Source organism: Streptomyces herbicida, from assembly GCF_032656585.1.
Classification (GTDB): domain Bacteria; phylum Actinomycetota; class Actinomycetes; order Streptomycetales; family Streptomycetaceae; genus Streptomyces; species Streptomyces herbicida.
In genome coordinates this window covers 149,105-167,144 of sequence record NZ_JAUYWJ010000015.1, presented here as the reverse complement: position 1 = coordinate 167,144, position 18,040 = coordinate 149,105, and the positions used below count along the sequence as shown (strand labels likewise).

At 68.7% G+C, this 18,040-nt stretch carries 11 protein-coding genes; 3 read left to right on the top strand and 8 right to left on the bottom strand.

Annotated elements, in window-relative coordinates:
* Positions 1 to 23: 23 nt before the first annotated feature.
* The 3 genes from Q8A52_RS29855 to Q8A52_RS29845 all read right to left on the bottom strand — a co-directional run bounded on the left by Q8A52_RS29855 (position 24) and on the right by Q8A52_RS29845 (position 6,631).
* Positions 24 to 1,748: a protein kinase family protein gene (locus Q8A52_RS29855; protein WP_316756998.1), complete on the bottom strand. Its 1,725-nt coding sequence runs from the start codon at positions 1,746 to 1,748 to the stop codon at positions 24 to 26.
* A gap of 118 nt (positions 1,749 to 1,866) precedes the next feature.
* A complete protein-coding gene (murJ, locus tag Q8A52_RS29850) occupies positions 1,867 to 4,221 on the bottom strand; it encodes a murein biosynthesis integral membrane protein MurJ (RefSeq protein ID WP_316756996.1) in 2,355 nt (784 codons plus the stop codon).
* A 46-nt stretch (positions 4,222 to 4,267) separates the two neighbouring features.
* Complete coding sequence (locus tag Q8A52_RS29845; RefSeq protein ID WP_316756994.1) at positions 4,268 to 6,631, bottom strand: DUF6049 family protein; 2,364 nt, start codon at positions 6,629 to 6,631, stop codon at positions 4,268 to 4,270.
* Between the two features lie 255 nt (positions 6,632 to 6,886).
* Between Q8A52_RS29845 and Q8A52_RS29840 the strand changes: the two genes are divergently transcribed.
* On the top strand, positions 6,887 to 8,329 hold the full coding sequence (locus Q8A52_RS29840; protein WP_316756992.1) for a CCA tRNA nucleotidyltransferase: 1,443 nt from the start codon (positions 6,887 to 6,889) through the stop codon (positions 8,327 to 8,329).
* Positions 8,330 to 8,429: 100 nt separating this feature from the next.
* Here Q8A52_RS29840 and Q8A52_RS29835 read toward each other — a convergent pair whose 3' ends face one another.
* From Q8A52_RS29835 to Q8A52_RS29820, 4 genes are all read right to left on the bottom strand, one after another.
* Positions 8,430 to 8,921 carry an LppU/SCO3897 family protein gene (locus Q8A52_RS29835; RefSeq protein ID WP_316756991.1) on the bottom strand — a complete coding sequence of 164 codons (492 nt, stop codon included), beginning with the start codon at positions 8,919 to 8,921 and terminating at the stop codon, positions 8,430 to 8,432.
* A 135-nt stretch (positions 8,922 to 9,056) separates the two neighbouring features.
* The gene (locus Q8A52_RS29830) at positions 9,057 to 10,319 is read right to left on the bottom strand and encodes an MFS transporter (RefSeq protein ID WP_316756989.1); all 1,263 of its coding nucleotides are present in this window, start codon (positions 10,317 to 10,319) and stop codon (positions 9,057 to 9,059) included.
* 95 nt (positions 10,320 to 10,414) lie between these two features.
* A complete protein-coding gene (locus Q8A52_RS29825) occupies positions 10,415 to 11,497 on the bottom strand; it encodes an inositol-3-phosphate synthase (protein ID WP_316756987.1) in 1,083 nt (360 codons plus the stop codon).
* A 43-nt stretch (positions 11,498 to 11,540) separates the two neighbouring features.
* Entirely contained in the window at positions 11,541 to 12,224 is a 684-nt protein-coding gene (locus Q8A52_RS29820; RefSeq protein ID WP_316756985.1) for a PadR family transcriptional regulator, read from the bottom strand.
* A 353-nt stretch (positions 12,225 to 12,577) separates the two neighbouring features.
* Here Q8A52_RS29820 and Q8A52_RS29815 point away from each other — a divergent pair, with 353 nt between their 5' ends.
* Both Q8A52_RS29815 and Q8A52_RS29810 read left to right on the top strand, forming a co-directional pair.
* Positions 12,578 to 15,208 carry a transglycosylase domain-containing protein gene (locus Q8A52_RS29815; protein WP_316756983.1) on the top strand — a complete coding sequence of 877 codons (2,631 nt, stop codon included), beginning with the start codon at positions 12,578 to 12,580 and terminating at the stop codon, positions 15,206 to 15,208.
* 129 nt (positions 15,209 to 15,337) lie between these two features.
* Positions 15,338 to 16,846 (top strand): glycosyltransferase family 87 protein, encoded by a 1,509-nt coding sequence (locus Q8A52_RS29810; protein WP_316756981.1) that lies wholly within the window; start codon positions 15,338 to 15,340, stop codon positions 16,844 to 16,846.
* Between the two features lie 110 nt (positions 16,847 to 16,956).
* Here Q8A52_RS29810 and Q8A52_RS29805 read toward each other — a convergent pair whose 3' ends face one another.
* Positions 16,957 to 17,988 (bottom strand): alanine racemase, encoded by a 1,032-nt coding sequence (locus Q8A52_RS29805; protein WP_316756979.1) that lies wholly within the window; start codon positions 17,986 to 17,988, stop codon positions 16,957 to 16,959.
* Between the last annotated feature and the right edge of the window lie 52 nt (positions 17,989 to 18,040).

Genomic DNA, 18,040 nt, shown 5'->3' with positions numbered 1-18,040 from the left:
CCCCCTCCGCCTCCGCTGGGACGTCAGCCCCTGAACTTCACTTCGGTGATGGCCTGCTTGTAGCCGTCTTGGGAGTACGCCTCGGGGTCCGGACCCGACTTCGGCACGGCGGTGAGCCATACGAGGACGTACTGGCTCTTCACCTTCTTGCTGACCTTCACCGTCGCGGTCGTCCCGGTGGTCGTGACGCTGCCGATCCTGTCCATCGAATCCAACGACGCCGGGGTCAGCGAGTCGGCCGCGTACAGCTCGACCGTTGTGTGATCGCCAGGGTAGCGAAGCCCGATGCTCGCCGTGGCGAGTTCCTTGGCCGAGCCGAGGTCGTAGACGATGCCGACGCCCGGCTTGTAGGGCGCGAGGGACGGCCCTTCCAGGAAGGTGCTGGTCTTCCAGTACGTCGAGGTGCTGTTGTCGTAGGTCTTGCTGACGTCGCCGGGATGCTGGGCACCGCCCTTGGCGACGTACTCCTGGGCGTGCTGAATCTCTATCGGCGCGCTGGGCTTCGCAGCGTCCTTGCCCTTGTCGCCGTCGTCCGTCGGCTGTGAGCTCGGCGTGTCCTCGGACTTGCCGTCCTGGTGCATCAGAGCGTCCGCGAGCTGCCAGCTGCCCAGGCCCAGGGCCGCGATGAGAAGGGCGGAGACCGCCCACTTCAGGGCCTTGCCGGTGCGGCTCTGCAGCGGGGGCGGCGGCGTGGTCAGCTGCTGGGTGGCGCCGGGATGAGGGGCCGGACGGCCGTACGTGCCCTGCTGGTACGTGGTGCGCTGGTACTCGGGCGGTGCGGCGAACGCGGGCTCCGGCGGGCGGATGCGGGGCATCTCGCCGATCGCCTTCACCAGCTCCTCCGGCGTGGTGCAGGGGGACTCGTGCCGGGAGGCGGTGGCACCGTCGTTGGCGAGCGCGCGCATGGCCAGCTCGGACAGGCCCCGGTGGATTCCTGCGCGCACCTGGTCGGGCGCGATGAGGCCGATGTCCTTGGGCAGCCCGGACAGGCCGTACGCGTCGTTCTCGTACGGCCACCGCTGGGTCAGTGCCGCGTACAGCAGGGCACCGATCGCCTCGGTGTCCGTACGCTGCGGGGTGTCGGAGCTGATGCCGCGCAGCGCGGCATTCACGGCGAGCCCCCGGATGCGCCACTGGCCGGTTGAGGCACGCAGCACGGCGTTCGGGTTGAGCCGCAGATGGGCGAGGCCTTCGCGGTGGGCGGCCGCCATGGCGGAGGACACCTGGCTGACCATCTGGTAGGCGTCGTGCGGCTCCAACGGCCCGGCGGCGAGCAGGGTGCCCAGCTCCGTGGCGTCGGGCAGCCACTCGTGCACGACATAGACGAGGTCGTTCTCCTCGACCGCATCCAGGACTTGGACGAAGCGGGGATCGCCGAGCAGCGCGGAGGAACGGGCCGCGGCCAGCACCGAGCGGGCTCGTGCGTGGTCCGCGGGCAGGATATGGACGCCGACGGCGCGACGGAGTTTCTCGTCGACCGCTCGCCAGCTACTGAATCCGTCCAGACGGGTGACGCACTCCTCCAGGCGGTAACGCCTGGCGAGTTTGTGACCGCTGTGCAGTTCAGGAGGTGACGCCTTCCCGGGACCGCCATCGGTCCCGCCGCTCCCCTGTCCCTCGTTGCTGTCCGTGTCCAGCTCCGGGTTCTGGGCCACCCCGTCGGCCGTGGACTGGTCCGCCTTGGCGGTCAGCGGCTCGTCACCGCTGTTGTCTGCCACGTCGACGGCAGCTGTGCTCCGTTCCGCCACCGTCGTCCCTGCCTCCCCATCCGTTGCACGCTGTCCGACGCCGAATCCAATTGTGCCCACAGTCCGCCGCTATGCACGACACACGGCGGCGGACGATGGTTGTGCGCGTACCCCCTCTTCAGCGCCCCAGACGCCCGCGCACCATGCCGACGAGGGAGTTGAGCTCCTCGATGCGCATGCGCCGGGCCGCGACGAAGAAGATTCCGAGCAGTACGGCACCGCCCGCCAGGAGTGCGGCGAACGAGCCGATGACGCCCTGGCCGAGAGTGTGTCCGATCCCGTAGCAGGCCGCGCCGCTGAGCAGTGCCGCAGGCACCGAGGCGATGCACAGACGCGCGTACGTCCGCAGTACGCGGGAACCGTCCAGATCGCCGCCCAGCCGCTTCCGCAGCCGCTTCCAGGCAACCCCCACGCCGATCGCATAGGCGAGGCCGTAGGCGGCGGCCATGCCGATGACCGCCCAGCGGGCCGGGAGGAGGAAGTAACAGAGCACCGAGGCTCCCGCGTTGACCGCGGCCACGATCACCGTGTTGTAGAACGGCGTGCGGGTGTCCTCGTAGGCGTAGAAGGCGCGCAGGACGACGTACTGCACGGAGTACGGGACCAGGCCGAGGCCGAAGGCCATCAGCATGTAACCCATGTTCGTGGCCTCGCTGGTGCCCGAGGAGCCGAAGATCAGCGTGCACATCGGGATGCCGAGAGCCAGGAAGCCGAACGCGATGGGCACGATCGCCACGGCGGTCGTCCGCAGACCCTGTGAGATGTCGTCGCGGACCGCGCCCGCGTCGTCCTCGGCCGCCGAGCGCGAGATGCGCGGCAGCAGGGCCGCCATCAGCGAGACCGTGATGATGGCCTGCGGCAGGCCCCAGATCAGCTGGGCGTTGGCGTAGGCGGCGAAGCCGGTGCCGTCGACGGGCGAGGCCTTGCCGGCCGCGGTGGACAGCTGGGAGACGACGAGCGCGCCCGCCTGATTGGCGAGGACGAACAGGATGGTCCACTTGGCGAGCGTGGCCGCCTTGCCGAGGCCGTGCCCCCGCCAGTCGAAACGCAGCCGCAGCCGGAAGCCGGTCTCCCGCAGGTACGGGATCATCGCCAGGGCCTGGACGACGAGGCCGAGCAGCACGCCGATGCCGAGCAGCCGCTGGCCCTCCGGCGGGATGCTCGTGACCTTCATCCCGGAGTCGGCGGCGGTGCCGTACACCCAGATGAACATGCCGAGCGTGACGATGATGACGATGTTGTTGAGGACCGGGGTCCACATCATCGCGCCGAACTTCCCACGGGCGTTGAGGATCTGACCCATCACCACGTGGATGCCCATGAAGAAGATCGAGGGCAGGAAGTAGCGGACGAAGGTGACACCGACCTCATTGGCCGCCGGGTCGCTGGCGACCGAGTCGGACAGCAGCCGGATCAGGAGCGGGGCGGCCACGATCGCGAGGGCCGTGAGGGCGCCCAGCGCCACCATCACCAGCGTCAGCAGCCGGTTGGCGTACGCCTCGCCGCCGTCCTCGTCCTCCTTCATGGCACGGACGAGCTGCGGCACGAAGACCGAGTTGAGGCCGCCGCCGACGGTCAGGATGTAGATCATCGTCGGCAGCTGATAGGCGACCTGGAAGGTGTCGCCGAGCAGGCCGACGCCCAGCGCGGAGACGATCAGCGCGGAGCGGACGAAGCCGGTGAGCCGGGAGACCATCGTGCCCGCCGCCATCACGGCGCTGGACTTCAGCAGGCCCGAGGCCCGTCCGCCCTTCTTCGCCGCAGGCGCGGCGGGGGCGGAGTCGGTGCCGGGAGCGGCGGCCGCGGCGGATGCCGGAGCGGGCGCCCCGGCCGCCTGAGGCGCGGCGGGGTGTGCGGCCGCGGCGTACGGGGCGGCCGGGTGCTGCGGGCCGGCCGGGTGCTGCGGGACCGCGGGCTGCGGGGCCGCCGCGTAGTGCCCCACAGGACCCGGGCCGACGCCCGGACCGGCCGGGCCCGGTACGGCCGGGGGCTCCATGGAGGGGTGCCCGCCGCCCTGCTGCTGGTCCCGGAAGAGATGCGCGAAGGCGTCCGGCTCGTGGTGCTCCTCGCCGGAGTGCGTGACCAGGTCGTCCACGCCCACGAACTGGGTCGTGCGGGGGTTGTCGCCGTACGGCATGTAGTGCGCCGGGCGCTCCGGCTCCGGGGCGGGGGTCTGGGCCCACACGTGGGGGTCGGGGGCGTACGGGGACTGGGCCGGCTGGGAGTACAGCGGCTGCTGCGGCTCGTACGTGCCCGGCGGCGGCGGAGGGTGCGAGGCACGGTCGTAGAGCGCCTCGGCGACCGGGTCCTGGGCGGAGAGGTCCTGTGCCCGGTAGGGGTCCTGGTCGTAGGCGTCCTGGAGGTACATGTCCGCCGCGGGCTGCGGCGGCACCTGGCCGGGCTCGGGCGGCGGCTCGGGGTAGCCCGAGCCGGCCGCGGCCTGGCCACGGTCACCCTCGTACGGCGCGTTCATGGTTACCCCACCTCATCGTCCCCGGGCCCACCGGCCACGACATCGCTCAACGGTCCACTCTCTCACCCGTCCCGGACGGGTCGGCGCTTTCCGGTGCGGTGTCCGGTGTCGGGTCACTCGGCTGCTCCGGGTCGTCTGCCCCGGAGCGGGCGTCGGACTCCTCCTGAAGACGGTCCTCAGGGCCTTCGGGGTTCTCGGGACCGTCGGTGTCCTTCCCCGCCTCCTCGGGGCCGTCCTCTTCGGCCTCCTTGGCGGCGGCGCGCTTGCGCTGGGTGTACATCCGGAAGCCGGCGAGGACGAGCAGCAGGACACCGCCGCCGATGACCAGCATCACGGTGGGCGTGACCTCGGTGACCTTCACATCGAAGCTGACCTCGGTGCCGTACTCCTGGCCGTCCTCGGTGTACAGCTGGGCGATCACGGTCGCCTGGCCGTTGGCGTTGGCGGACGTGGTGAACTTCACGGACTGGCTGTGCCCGCCGGACACCGCGACGCGCTGCTCCTGGTATGCCTCGCCGCCGATCTTGAGGCGGGTGGGATTGGTCGAGGTCAGCCGCAGGACCAGGTGGTCGACGCCCTGCACCAGGTTGTTCTGCACGGTCACCGGGATGGTGGCGCTGCGGCCGGACAGCTTGGTCGGGGACTTGTCGATCAGCTTGACCTGGTCCGTGAGCTCGTCGAGCCATGCCTCCACGCCGGCACGGAAGCCGACCGCCTCGACGGTCCGGCCTCGCCATGACGCGGACATCGCACGGTTTATGGCCCGCCCGAAGGGGGTCGCCACCCGGGACTCGTCGGTGAGGATCACCTGGAAGTTGTCGAGCTTGTCCTGCGTACGCGCGATCTGCTCGAAAGCCGACCGGGGCAGCTCCTGCTTGCGCAGCGAGGAGGGGTACGCGGACGTCGACGGGATCCTCGTGGTGGCGCTCGGGTCGGGTTTGGCCTTGGCGGCTGCGGTGAGGTCCTGGGTCTGGACCCAGTTCCCCTCCTGGAGGGCCCCGATCGCCTGGGCCATCGCCTGGGCCTGGCTCGAGGACGGCATGCGCTGCGGGGCGACGACGATGTTCCGCTGCTTGTCCGTCTGGACGTTCAGCGCCAGGCTCTGGGCCAGGAACTCCTGGACGGCGAGCGTGGCCGAGTCCGCCTTCGTCAGATCGCCCTCGAAGGCCCTGGACAGCCGTGAGTCCGCGACCACCGCCGTGGTGCCGCCGCCGATCGGGCGGGCCGCGGACGGTGTGTAGGTCAGGCCACCGGTCTCCTGGAGGCTGTCGCTGCGGGCGATCACCTTGTCCGCGCCCGCCGAGGTGGCGACCTTGATGATCGACGGGTCGACGGCGCCGTTCACCGGCCAGGCGAAGTCCGTGGTCGGCTTCACATGGAGGATCGGCTCCACCGTGTTCGTGACGACGTCCGTGGCGTCCTTGAGGTGGCTCAGCGAGCCGGTGACGCTCGTGCCGTTGTGGGCGAGGGAGGCCAGGTCCGGGTCCGCGAAGGGCAGTGCGACGACCTCCTTGTCCGCCACGGCCTTCTGCAGGTCGGCTAGCCACTGCTTGGCGACCGCCTGGTGCGTGCCGGCCGTGGTGGTGTGGTCGTCGCCCTGGATCCGGTAGCTGCGCGTCATCGCGTCCACGGAGGCGAGCAGATCGGGGTCGATCACCCAGGTGACGTCGAGGTCCTTGCCGAGGGCCAGCATCTGGGCCAGGCGGCCGCCCGGCGCGATGTCCCTGGCCAGGTCGTCGTTGAGGAAGACCGGCGTCTGCTGTTCACCGGCGCCGGTCCTCGCCGTCATGTGGACGGTGGAGATCAGCGGCCACAGGAACGTCGTCTTCGTCTTGGTGTCGGCCTCGTCCGGCTGCCACGGCAGGAACGTCCGCTGGATGCCGAGCACCTGCTCCCAGGGCTGCGCCGAGGTCTGGCCGGAGAGCGAGACGCCGAGCTCGTAGACGCCGTCCTCGCCGAGGTCGAGCTTGTCGACCGGTACGGAGATGCTGAAGTGCTGGGCGACGTGCGGGGGGAGCTTGGCGAACTTCGCGACGTACTTGCCGCCGACCTCGGAGCCGAGGGAGGTCTGGAGGCTGTCGGACCGGTCGGCGGCGCTGTCGATGGCCGAGCGGATGGTCAGCTCCGGGCCCACGCGCAGGCCCACGTGGGCGCCGGTGACCGACTGCTTCCCGTTGTTCGTCACCGTGCCGGAGACGGTCAGCGTGTCCCCGTCCGAAGGGACGCTGGGGCTGAGCGAGTCCAGTGAGACGGACACCGCGTCCGAGGAGGCGGCCCGGGCGGGCGTCGCGGCGGACAGCTGGAGCAGGCCGGCCAGCAGAGGCGCCCCGGCGAGCAGTGCCCCGGTGCGCCTCAGCCACCGGCGGGCAGGTGAGGGAGTCATCCCCTGGAAGTCTGCCGCCTCGGCCACGCGCTCGCCCGTCCCTCGTCGTCAGTGGTCGTCGGAATGTGCGTCCAGGCATGGTAACGAGGTGCGCTGAGGGGAAGTGCCGCGGTCCGCTCCACAAGATCGGCAGACCCGAACGACATGCACCGTATGTCCCTTATTGAACGGATAGTGGATGTACGTCGCAGGAGCGGAGACTGTGACCCTTATCGCGGGAGATGGTCGCGGGCGTTTAATGGGGGCGCTCCCGGCCGTCCGGGCCACGTACCCTCTTTTGTTGTGCCGAACGCCAATGAAGACACTCCCACTGCCGTGAACCAGGTGCAGCAGCGCGCGGTGAGCGAACCGCTGCGGGTGGCCCCCGTCGCCGACGACCTCGCCCGCCGTTTCCAGGAGGCCGGGTTCTCGCTCGCCCTGGTCGGCGGCTCGGTCCGCGATGCGCTGCTGGGCCGGCTCGGCAATGACCTGGACTTCACCACCGACGCCCGCCCCGAGGACGTACTGAAGATCGTGCGACCGTGGGCGGACGCCGTATGGGAGGTCGGGATCGCGTTCGGCACGGTGGGGGCGCAGAAGGACGGCTACCAGATCGAGGTGACCACCTACCGGTCGGAGGCGTACGACCGGACCTCGCGCAAGCCCGAGGTGTCGTACGGCGACTCCATCGAGGAGGACCTCGTCCGGCGTGACTTCACGGTCAACGCGATGGCCGTGGCGCTGCCGGAGAAGGAGTTCATCGATCCGCACGGCGGGCTCGAGGACCTCGCGGCACGGGTGTTGCGCACCCCGGGCACGCCCGAGGACTCCTTCTCGGACGATCCGCTGCGGATGATGCGTGCCGCGCGCTTTGCCGCCCAGCTCGACTTCGAGGTCGCGCCCGAGGTCGTGACGGCGATGAAGGACATGGCCGGCCGTCTCGAGATCGTGTCGGCGGAGCGGGTCCGGGACGAGCTGAACAAGCTGATCCTGTCCGTGTACCCACGCAAGGGCCTCACGCTCCTGGTCGACACCGGTCTGGCCGATCACGTTCTGCCCGAGCTGCCTGCGTTGCGTCTGGAGAGTGACGAGCACCACCGGCACAAGGACGTCTACGAGCACACGCTGATCGTCCTGGAGCAGGCGATGGCCCTGGAGGAGGCCGGTCCCGATCTGACCCTCCGCCTGGCCGCCCTGCTGCACGACATCGGCAAGCCGCGCACGCGGCGCTTCGAAAAGGACGGCCGGGTCTCGTTCCATCACCACGAGGTGGTCGGGGCGAAGATGACCAAGAAGCGCATGACGGCGCTGAAGTACTCCAACGAGCTGGTGAAGGACGTCTCACGGCTGGTCGAACTCCACCTGCGCTTCCACGGCTATGGCACCGGTGAGTGGACGGACTCCGCGGTCCGCCGCTATGTCCGCGACGCGGGACCGCTTCTCGACCGGCTGCACAAGCTGACCCGCTCCGACTGCACCACCCGGAACAAGCGCAAGGCCATCGCGCTGTCCCGGGCGTACGACGGCTTGGAAGAGCGCATCGCCCAGCTCCAGGAGCAGGAGGAGCTCGACGCGATCCGCCCGGACCTCGACGGCAACCAGATCATGGAGATCCTGGGCGTCGGACCGGGCCCGACGGTGGGCAAGGCCTACAAGCACATGCTGGAGCTCCGACTGGAGCACGGGCCGATGGAGTACGACGCGGCGGTGACGGCACTCAAGGAGTGGTGGGCCGAGCAGGGCTGAGCTTGTGAAACGGCGGCATGTTTCACGTGAAACATGCCGCCGCCGAGATGCGCCGAGGGGCGGTGTTTCACGTGAAACACCGCCCCTCTTCAGGTCTGCCTTACTTCTTGTAGTCGTTCAGGCAGAGCAGGAAGTCGCTGCCGCTCTTCGTCTCGGTGTAGACGTACTTGAAGTCCTTGGCCTTGGTCTCACACGTGACCTGGGCCGAGGTGCCGGAGTACGTACCCTCGACCTTGGCCAGCACCACGTACTGGGCCTTCGCCGACTTGCAGTCGACGACCTCGAGGTCCGGGTCGGAGTCGTTGGTGCTGCCGCGGTGCATGCAGTCGCCGACCTTGGCGGTGGTCGCATCGTCCTGGCTGGCTATGTAGCCACCGATGGCCACACCGATCGCGGCCACGACGATGACGATGTTCTTGATCGTCTTGAAGCCGATCTTGCGCTTGGGCTGCGGGGGCACCGGAGCGTACGGCGCGCCCGGCTGCGGCGGGTAGGGTGCCTGGCCCTGGGGCGGGTACGGGGCCTGGCCCTGCTGCGGGTAGCCGCCCTGCGGCGGGTACGGAGCCTGGCCCTGGGGCGGCGGAGTCGTCACTTTGGGGTCCCCCTAGAACGTGGGTGCGCATGGCTGAACTTGAGTGCGCCTGGCGCGAGGTAAGACCCACGTAAGTTAGCGGTTCCCACTGACAACCCTGAAACCGAGGGGCACTCTGTGTCTTTGATGTGACACTTACCAGCGTTCAAAGCGGGCCATAGCCGCAGCAACTGCCCCGTAGATAACGGCGACCGTGACCACCAGGGCCGGTGAGCGGCCGTCCGGTGGGAGCATCAGGGCAGCGGCTCCGGCGGCGCCGACGAAGGCGACGTTGAACAGGACGTCGTAAACGGAGAAGATCCGGCCGCGGAACCCGTCCTCCACGCAGGACTGCACGATCGTGTCCGTGGCGATCTTCGCCCCCTGGGTGGTCAGCCCCAGGACGAAGGCCGCGACCAGCATCGGGCCGGCGGAGAAGGGCAGACCGAGGGCGGGTTCCAGGACCGCGGCCGTCGCGGCGCACACGGCGATCCAGCGCCCGGGACCGAGCCGTCCGGCCGCCCAGGGTGTCACCAGGGCGGCCGCGAAGAAGCCGGCGCCGGACACCCCCAACGCGAGACCGAGCAGGCGGAGTCCGCCCTCCGGGCTGGAGGAGAGGGCGTACCGGCACAGCATCAGCACCATGACCAGCAGCGCGCCGTAGCAGAAGCGCATCAGTGTCATCGTGAGCAGTGCCCAGACGGCCTCCCGGCGCTGCGGCGCGGCCAGATGCCGTACGGCGGCCAGCAGTTCCCGCGCGGTGCCCACGAGTGCCGTACCGAGGTGCGGAAGTTCATGGTTCCGGTCGGGGCCGAGCAGTCCGGGAGCCATGGTCAGCGAGGTGAGGGACGCGCACAGGTAGAGGGCTGCGCCCAGCAGGACCACCGCGGCGTCCGAGTCCGCCACCACCAGCCGTACGAGGAAGGCCAGACCGCCGCCCGCGGTCGCGGCGAGCGTTCCGGCGGTCGGCGAGACGGAGTTGGCCATCACCAGGCGCTCGGTGTCGACCACGCGCGGCAGGGAGGCGGAGAGTCCGGCGAGAACGAAGCGGTTGACGGCCGTGACGCACAGCGCGGAGACATAGAACAGCCAGTCCGGCACCTGGCTGACCATCAGGACGGCGGTGGCCGCCGCCAGCACGGAGCGCAACAGGTTGCCGTACACGAAGACCTGACGGCGCCGCCAGCGGTCCAGCAGGACACCCGCGAAGGGGCCGACGAGGGAGTACGGGAGCAGCAGTACCGCCATCGCCGAGGCGATCGAGGTGGCCGAGGTCTGTTTCTCGGGGGAGAAGACGACGTACGCGGCGAGCGCGATCTGATAGACGCCGTCGGCGCCCTGGGAGAGCAGGCGTACGGCGAGCAGGCGCCGGAAGTTCCGGAAGCGGAGCAGGACGCGCAGGTCGCGAACGACGGGCATGGGGCACAGCCTCACACATGCGGGAGGGTCCCCGGGTCTGGAAACCCGGGGACCCTCACAGCCCTGGCAGGAGCGTTCTCGGAGGAGCGCCGGTCCTAGCGCTCGACCTCGCCGCGGATGAACTTCTCGACGTTCTCGCGGGCCTCGTCGTCGAAGTACTGGACCGGCGGGGACTTCATGAAGTACGAGGACGCGGAGAGGATCGGGCCGCCGATGCCGCGGTCCTTGGCGATCTTCGCGGCGCGCAGGGCGTCGATGATGATGCCGGCGGAGTTCGGGGAGTCCCAGACCTCGAGCTTGTACTCCAGGTTCAGCGGGACCTCGCCGAAGGCGCGGCCCTCGAGGCGGACGTACGCCCACTTGCGGTCGTCCAGCCAGGCGACGTAGTCGGACGGGCCGATGTGGACGTTCTTCTCGCCGAGGTCCCGGTCGGGGATCTGGGAGGTGACGGCCTGCGTCTTGGAGATCTTCTTGGACTCCAGGCGGTCACGCTCGAGCATGTTCTTGAAGTCCATGTTGCCGCCGACGTTCAGCTGCATCGTGCGCTCCAGGCGCACACCACGGTCCTCGAACAGCTTCGCCATGACGCGGTGCGTGATGGTGGCGCCGACCTGGGACTTGATGTCGTCACCGACGATCGGGACGCCCGCCTCGGTGAACTTGTCCGCCCACTCCTTGGTGCCGGCGATGAAGACCGGGAGGGCGTTGACGAAGGCGACCTTGGCGTCGATGGCGCACTGGGCGTAGAACTTCGCTGCGTCCTCGGAACCGACGGGCAGGTAGCAGACGAGCACGTCGACCTGCTTGTCCTTGAGGACCTGGACGACGTCGACCGGCTCCTCGGCGGACTCCTCGATAGTGAGGCGGTAGTACTTGCCGAGGCCGTCGAGGGTGTGGCCGCGCTGGACCGTGACGCCGGTGTTCGGAACGTCGGCGATCTTGATGGTGTTGTTCTCGGAGGCGCCGATCGCGTCCGCGAGGTCGAGGCCGACCTTCTTGGAGTCCACGTCGAAGGCGGCGACGAACTCCACGTCACCGACGTGGTAGTCGCCGAACTGCACGTGCATCAGGCCGGGGACCTTCGACGCCGCGTCGGCGTCCTTGTAGTACTCGACTCCCTGCACCAGCGACGCGGCGCAGTTGCCCACGCCGACGATGGCTACGCGAACCGAACCCATTCCGGTTGCTCCCTGTGTGTACGAGTGAGGCCCTGAGTGGGCTTCACGTGGCGGTGTCGCCGGGCGTATCCGTCCCAGGGGTGTCCCCGGGACGGGGCAGGCCGCCCGTCGCTCCAAATGATGTGTCCTGCTGAGCGGACCCCCCGGACGCGGAACCCCTGAGGTCCCGCCCGGCCCGCTCGCTCTCGATGAGCTCGTTCAGCCAGCGCACTTCGCGCTCCACGGACTCCATCCCGTGGCGCTGGAGCTCAAGCGTGTAGTCGTCGAGTCGCTCCCGGGTACGGGCCAGCGAGGCGCGCATCTTCTCCAGGCGCTCCTCCAGCCGACTGCGGCGGCCCTCCAGTACGCGCATGCGCACGTCGCGTGACGTCTGCCCGAAGAAGGCGAACCGGGCGGCGAAGTGCTCGTCCTCATACGCGTCGGGGCCGGTCTGCGAGAGCAGCTCCTCGAAGTGCTCCTTACCTTCCGCCGTCAGCCGATAGACGATCTTGGCGCGGCGTCCCGCGAGGGGGGCGGCCAGGGCGTCCTCGTGGGTGCTGCCCGGCTCTTCGATCAACCAGCCGTTGGCGACCAGCGTCTTGAGGCAGGGGTAGAGCGTCCCGTAGCTGAACGCACGGAACACACCCAGTGACGTGTTGAGTCGTTTGCGCAGCTCATAGCCGTGCATCGGAGACTCACGGAGCAGGCCGAGTACGGCGAACTCGAGGATGCCGGAACGCCGGCTCATCGTCGCCTCCTCTCGTCCTTATCTCTCGCTGATGTATCGACTCGATACATCACGACGATAGAACGGCCTTCCGCATGCGACAAGAGCGGGGACGGTGAACGGGATCACATCACCGATTCGTAGGAGGCAAGTTGCCTGATTTGGGATGAATATACGGAAAGGCGGGTTTTGGCGGTGCGTAGTCTGTGCGGCATGCACACCGCCGGGAACCAAGTGACGTCTGGGGAGCGTCCATGTCCTCGGTGCAGTACGGGTGAATGCAAAACCGACCACATCCGTACTTCGGGGGGACCGGAAACCAGCCGCCTTTTCCAGGCGCGCAAGGGTGCGCCTGCCCGAGGAGTAATCGTTCGATGAGCGAGCACCGTCGCAAACCGCCGCCGCCGCAGGGAGGCGGACGTGCCGCGGCCCGACGCGGCCAGTCCGGCTCGTCCTCCGGCCGCCGTGCGGCACCGCGAGGCGCCACCGGGTCCCCTTCCGACTCCTATGGGTCCGATGCCTATGGGTCCAGAGGTGAGGAGCGCCCCTACGGCAGCCGTGCCGAGGCCCGTCGGGCGGCGCAGAGAAGTACGGGAGGCCGCCGCAGAGCGGTCGACGAGGGGCCGGGTGGCCGACGTGGTGGCCCGGGCGGGCCGGGGCGCGGCAGAGGCCGCGCGGTTCCGCCCGCCAAGAAGCGGTTCATCGACTACCCGCGCTACAACAAGGACGGGTGGCACCGCTGGGTGCCTTCCTGGAAACTCGTCACCGGGCTGTTCATCGGCTTCATCGGCAGCCTCGTGGCCATGGTCGGTGTCGGCTACGCCATGGTCTCCATCCCCAATGAGAACGACGCGGCCAAGTCCCAGAACAACGTCTACTACTGGGCCGACGGCTCGCAGATGGTCGCGACGGGCACGGGTGTGAACCGTCAGAACGTCACCATCGACCAGATCCCCCAGGCCATGCAGTGGGCGGTGATCTCGGCCGAGAACAAGAGCTTCTACCAGGACTCGGGTGTAGACCCCATGGGTATCGCGCGCGCCCTGGCCAACATGGCCCGGGGCGGTGAGACGCAGGGTGGCTCGACGATCACCCAGCAGTTCGTCAAGAACACCTACCTGAGCCAGAACCAGACGCTCTCCCGCAAGTTCAAGGAGATGTTCATCTCCATCAAGGTGGGCACGAAGCTCACCAAGCCGCAGATCCTGCAGGGCTACCTGAACACCTCGTACTACGGCCGTGGCGCCTACGGCATCCAGGCCGCCGCTCAGACCTACTACGGCGTGGACGCGGTCAGTCTCCAGCCGAGTCAGTGCGCCTTCCTCGCCGCGCTGCTCAAGGGCCCGACGTACTACGACCCGGCCGGCAACTCGGACATCGACCCCGCGGCCGACGCCAAGTCCAACCGCAAGCGCTCCCAGGAACGCTGGAGCTGGATTCTCGGCGAGATGCACAAGGACAAGCGCATCACGGATCAGCAGTACCAGGATGCGATCAAGAAGTACCCCACGCCTCAGGGCCGCAAGGCGACCAAGGGCATGACCGGCCAGATCAGCTACCTGGCCGACACGGCGAAGAAGTACGTCCTGGCGCACTCCCACGTCACGGAGGCGGAGTTCGACAAGGGCGGCTACCAGATCTACACGACCTTCGACAAGTCCAAGGTCAACGCCCTGAGCGCGGCCGTGAAGAAGATCGAGAAGCAGCGCCTGAACCCGAAGACGCGCGAGAAGGACAAGTACGTCCAGTTCGGCGCGGCCTCGGTGGTGCCCAATGACGGAAAAATCGTCGCCCTGTACGGCGGCGCGGGCTACGAGAACAACCACTTCACCAACAACGCGGACACCTCGGGTGTCCCCGTGGGATCGACATGGAAGCCGTTCGTGCTTGCGGCGGCCATGCAGTACGGCACGTACAAGACGGACGGGGTCGGGGTCTCGCCGCTGAGCAAGTACAACGGCAACGACCATCTCAAGGTCAGAAACGAGGACGGCTCGTTCGTTCTGAACAAGGACAACTCGGTCTTCTACCAGAACAACGAGAGCAACCACGCCTGGGGCTACATCACCCTGCGCAAGGCGATGGAGCAGTCCATCAACACGCCGTTCGTGCAGCTCGGCTGGGACGTGGGCATGTCGCACGTGAGGGACGTGGCCAAGAGGGCCGGCATCCTGGACAAGAGCTTCGCCGGGCTCAACCCGTCCTTCGCGCTCGGAACCTCCACTCCCAGCGCGATCCGTATGGCCGACGCCTACGCGACCTTCGCGGCCTCCGGCACGCACGCGGATCCGTACTCGGTCACCAAGGTCAAGAAGGACGGGCAGCCGCTCCCGAGCTTCGAGAAGCCGAAGCGCACGACGGCGATCCCCGAGGACGTGGCGAACAACGTCACGGACACCCTCCAGAACGTGATCCAGAACGGTACGGGTCAGAACGCCAAGGCCCTGGGCCGTACGGCGGCGGGCAAGACCGGTACCACCGACAGCAACAAGTCGGCCTGGTTCGTCGGCTACACCCGGCAGCTGTCGACGTCCGTCGCAATGTTCCGGGAGAACCCGAAGGACCACGAGCTGCTCTCCATGAACGGTACGGCCGGTGTGGCATCCATCCACGGTGGTGACATCCCGACCTCCGTGTGGACGGAGTACATGAAGGCCGCACTCGAGGGCACCAACGACCTCCCCTTCCCGGAGGCAGCCAAGATCGGTGAGGTCGCGGACGAGGCGGGCGCTCCCTCCCCGACCCCGTCGGTCACCATCACGCCGAGCGAGACCCCGAGCGAGACGCCCAGCGCCACGCCGAGCGAGACGGCCACCTCGCCGTCTCCCTCCGCGAGCGAGTCCTGCAGGTTCAAGTTCAACTGCGGCAACACCAATGGCGGCGACACCAGCGGCACAGACGGTGGGGTGACCTCATCGCCGACTCCAACGGATACGTCGAGTACCGGTAGCACCAGAGGCAACGGCAATGGCAACGGAGGATTCTTCGGAGGACCGGCAGGCTAGTCGGTGAACCGACCGGTTGGTGATCATTTCGCCCGCCGAGGGTGTTTCACGTGAAACATGGGCCGCCGTACCTCACGAGGTGCGGCGGCCTTCGGCGTACTCCTAGACACGTACGGCAGGATGTGCCCCATGCCCAGTGCAGAAACGACGCCCACGAGCGTGCGCGAGCCGGATCTGGTGCGGCCGACCAGGGAGGACGAGGTCGCCGCGGCCGGCAGTGAGCTGATCGGCGGCCCCGTCGGCCGCTACGCCTTGATCGGAAGGACCTGGTGGACCCCGGTACGGGTCGTCGTGCTGGTGGCGATCGGCATGTTCGCCCTCGGCCTGGTCCAGAAGGCGCCGTGCTACGACGGCGCCTGGTTCTTCGGCGCCAGTTCGCAGTACACGCACGCCTGCTACTCGGACATCCCGCACCTCTACCAGGGACGTGGCTTCGCCGACGGGCTCGTGCCGTACTTCGACAAGCTCCAGGGCGACATGGAGTACCTCGAGTACCCGGTCCTCACCGGTGTGTTCATGGAGGTGGCCGCCTGGCTCACACCCGGCAGCGGCAGCCTCCAGCACCAGGAGCAGGTGTACTGGTTCGTCAACGCCGGGATGCTGATGGTGTGCGCCGCCGTCATCGCCGTCTGCGTGAGCCGTACGCACGCCCGGCGCCCCTGGGACGGCCTGCTGGTCGCCCTGGCGCCCGCCTTCGCGCTCACCGCCACCATCAACTGGGACCTGCTGGCGGTCGCACTGACGGCCGCGGCGATGCTGATGTGGTCGCGGGGCCGTTCCCTCGCGTTCGGCGTCCTGCTGGGGCTTGCCACGGCCGCCAAGCTCTATCCCGTCCTGCTGCTCGGCGCGCTGCTCGTGCTGTGCTGGCGCGCGGGCAAGTGGCGGGACTTCGGCAAGGCACTGGGCGGTGCGACGGTCGCCTGGCTGGCCGTGAATCTGCCAGTGATGGCGTTCGCCTTCGAGGGCTGGTCGAAGTTCTACACGTTCAGCCAGGAGCGGGGCGTGGACTTCGGTTCCTTCTGGCTGATCTGGGCCCAGAACTCGGCGAGCCCGCCCAGCACGGACACGGTCAACACGCTCGCCACGCTGCTGATGCTGCTGTGCTGCGCGGGAATCGCGGTGCTCACCTTCACCGCTCCGCGCCGTCCGCGCTTCGCCCAGCTCGCCTTCCTGATCGTGGCGGCCTTCATTCTGACCAACAAGGTCTACTCGCCGCAGTACGTGCTGTGGCTGGTGCCGCTGGCGGCGCTGGCCCGGCCGAAGTGGCGTGACTTCCTGATCTGGCAGGCGTGCGAGGTGGCGTACTTCCTCGGGATCTGGATGTACCTGGCGTACACGACGAGCGGAGACGCCCACAAGGGACTGCCGACCCATGGATACCACTGGGCGATCGCGGTGCACCTGCTGGGCACGCTGTACCTGTGCGGCGTGGTCGTACGGGACGCCCTCATGCCGGAGCGCGACGTGGTGCGCCGCTCCGGTGACGACGACCCCTCGGGCGGAGTGCTCGACGGCGCGGCGGACGTCTTCGTGCTCGGCTCGGCGGCCCATCCCCCGCGGCACGCCGCCCATTTCGACGCTCCTCAGGTGGATTGGGGCAGCCGGGGGCCTGGGCCTTCGGCGGACGGTTCGCTCTGAGCGAACAGGGTGTTGGGCCGGAGGCCACCGGTGTGGCGTCGTCTGGAAGCCGCATGAAAAGGGCCGTACACGGATCTCCGTGTACGGCCTTTCGGCTGCCGGGAGGCGTGTCAGCGGTCCACGAGCCGGTCGAACTGCGTGGTGGTGTGCCGCAGATGGGCCACCAGCTCCTCACCGACCTCCGGCTCGGGTGCGTCCGCCGGCACGAACAGGATCGACACCTGCATGTGCGGCGGCTCGGCGAACCAGCGCTGCTTGCCGCCCCAGACGAACGGAGAAAGGTTCCGGTTCACGGTCGCCAGGCCGGCCCGTGCGACGCCCTTGGCGCGCGGCATGACGCCGTGCAGCGCCTTCGGGGCCTCCAGACCCACCCCGTGCGACGTACCGCCCGCCACGACCACCAGGTAGCCGTCGGAGGCCGCCTTCTGCTGGCGGTAGCCGAACCGGTCCCCCTTGGCGACGCGCGTGACGTCCAGGACCGCCCCGCGGTACTCGGTGGCCTCGTGGTCCCCCAGCCACAGCCGCGTGCCGATCCGGGCGCGGAAGCGGGTCTGCGGGAACTGCTGCTGGAGCCGGGCGAGTTCGTCGGCCTTGAGGTGGCTGACGAACATCGTGTGCAGCGGCAGCCGGGCCGCGCGCAGCCGGTCCATCCAGCCGATGACCTCCTCGACGGCGTCCGAGCCGTCGGTGCGGTCCAGCGGCAGATGGATGGCGAAGCCCTCCAGCCGGACGTTCTCGATGGCGGAGTGCAGCTGCGGCAGGTCCTGCTCGCTGATGCCATGCCGCTTCATCGTGGACATCACCTCGATGACCACACGGGCGCCCACGAGGCCGTACACGCCGTCGATGGACGACACCGAGCGGATGACCCGGTCGGGCAGCGGCACGGGCTCCTCGCCCCGCCGGTACGGCGTCAGCACCAGCAGGTCACCGCCGAACCAGTCCTTTATGCGCGCGGCCTCGTACGTCGTGCCGACGGCGAGGACGTCCGAGCCCAGGCGCGTGGCCTCCTCGGCCAGGCGCTCGTGCCCGAAGCCGTAGCCGTTGCCCTTGCAGACCGGGACGAGCCCCGGGAACTGCTCCTGCACGTGCTTGTGGTGCGCACGCCAGCGCGCGGTGTCGACGTAGAGCGTGAGCGCCATGGCCGGACCTGGAACCTTTCTCGTGGCTGCGGTGTGTCAGAGGTATGGAAGC

Coding starts and splice junctions, on each gene's coding strand:
- Q8A52_RS29810 (WP_316756981.1), top strand. CDS start 15,338: ATGCCCAGTGCAGAAACGACGCCCACGAGCGTGCGCGAGCCGGATCTG.
- Q8A52_RS29825 (WP_316756987.1), bottom strand. CDS start 11,497: ATGGGTTCGGTTCGCGTAGCCATCGTCGGCGTGGGCAACTGCGCCGCG.
- Q8A52_RS29815 (WP_316756983.1), top strand. CDS start 12,578: ATGAGCGAGCACCGTCGCAAACCGCCGCCGCCGCAGGGAGGCGGACGT.
- murJ (WP_316756996.1), bottom strand. CDS start 4,221: ATGAACGCGCCGTACGAGGGTGACCGTGGCCAGGCCGCGGCCGGCTCG.
- Q8A52_RS29820 (WP_316756985.1), bottom strand. CDS start 12,224: ATGAGCCGGCGTTCCGGCATCCTCGAGTTCGCCGTACTCGGCCTGCTC.
- Q8A52_RS29830 (WP_316756989.1), bottom strand. CDS start 10,319: ATGCCCGTCGTTCGCGACCTGCGCGTCCTGCTCCGCTTCCGGAACTTC.
- Q8A52_RS29805 (WP_316756979.1), bottom strand. CDS start 17,988: ATGGCGCTCACGCTCTACGTCGACACCGCGCGCTGGCGTGCGCACCAC.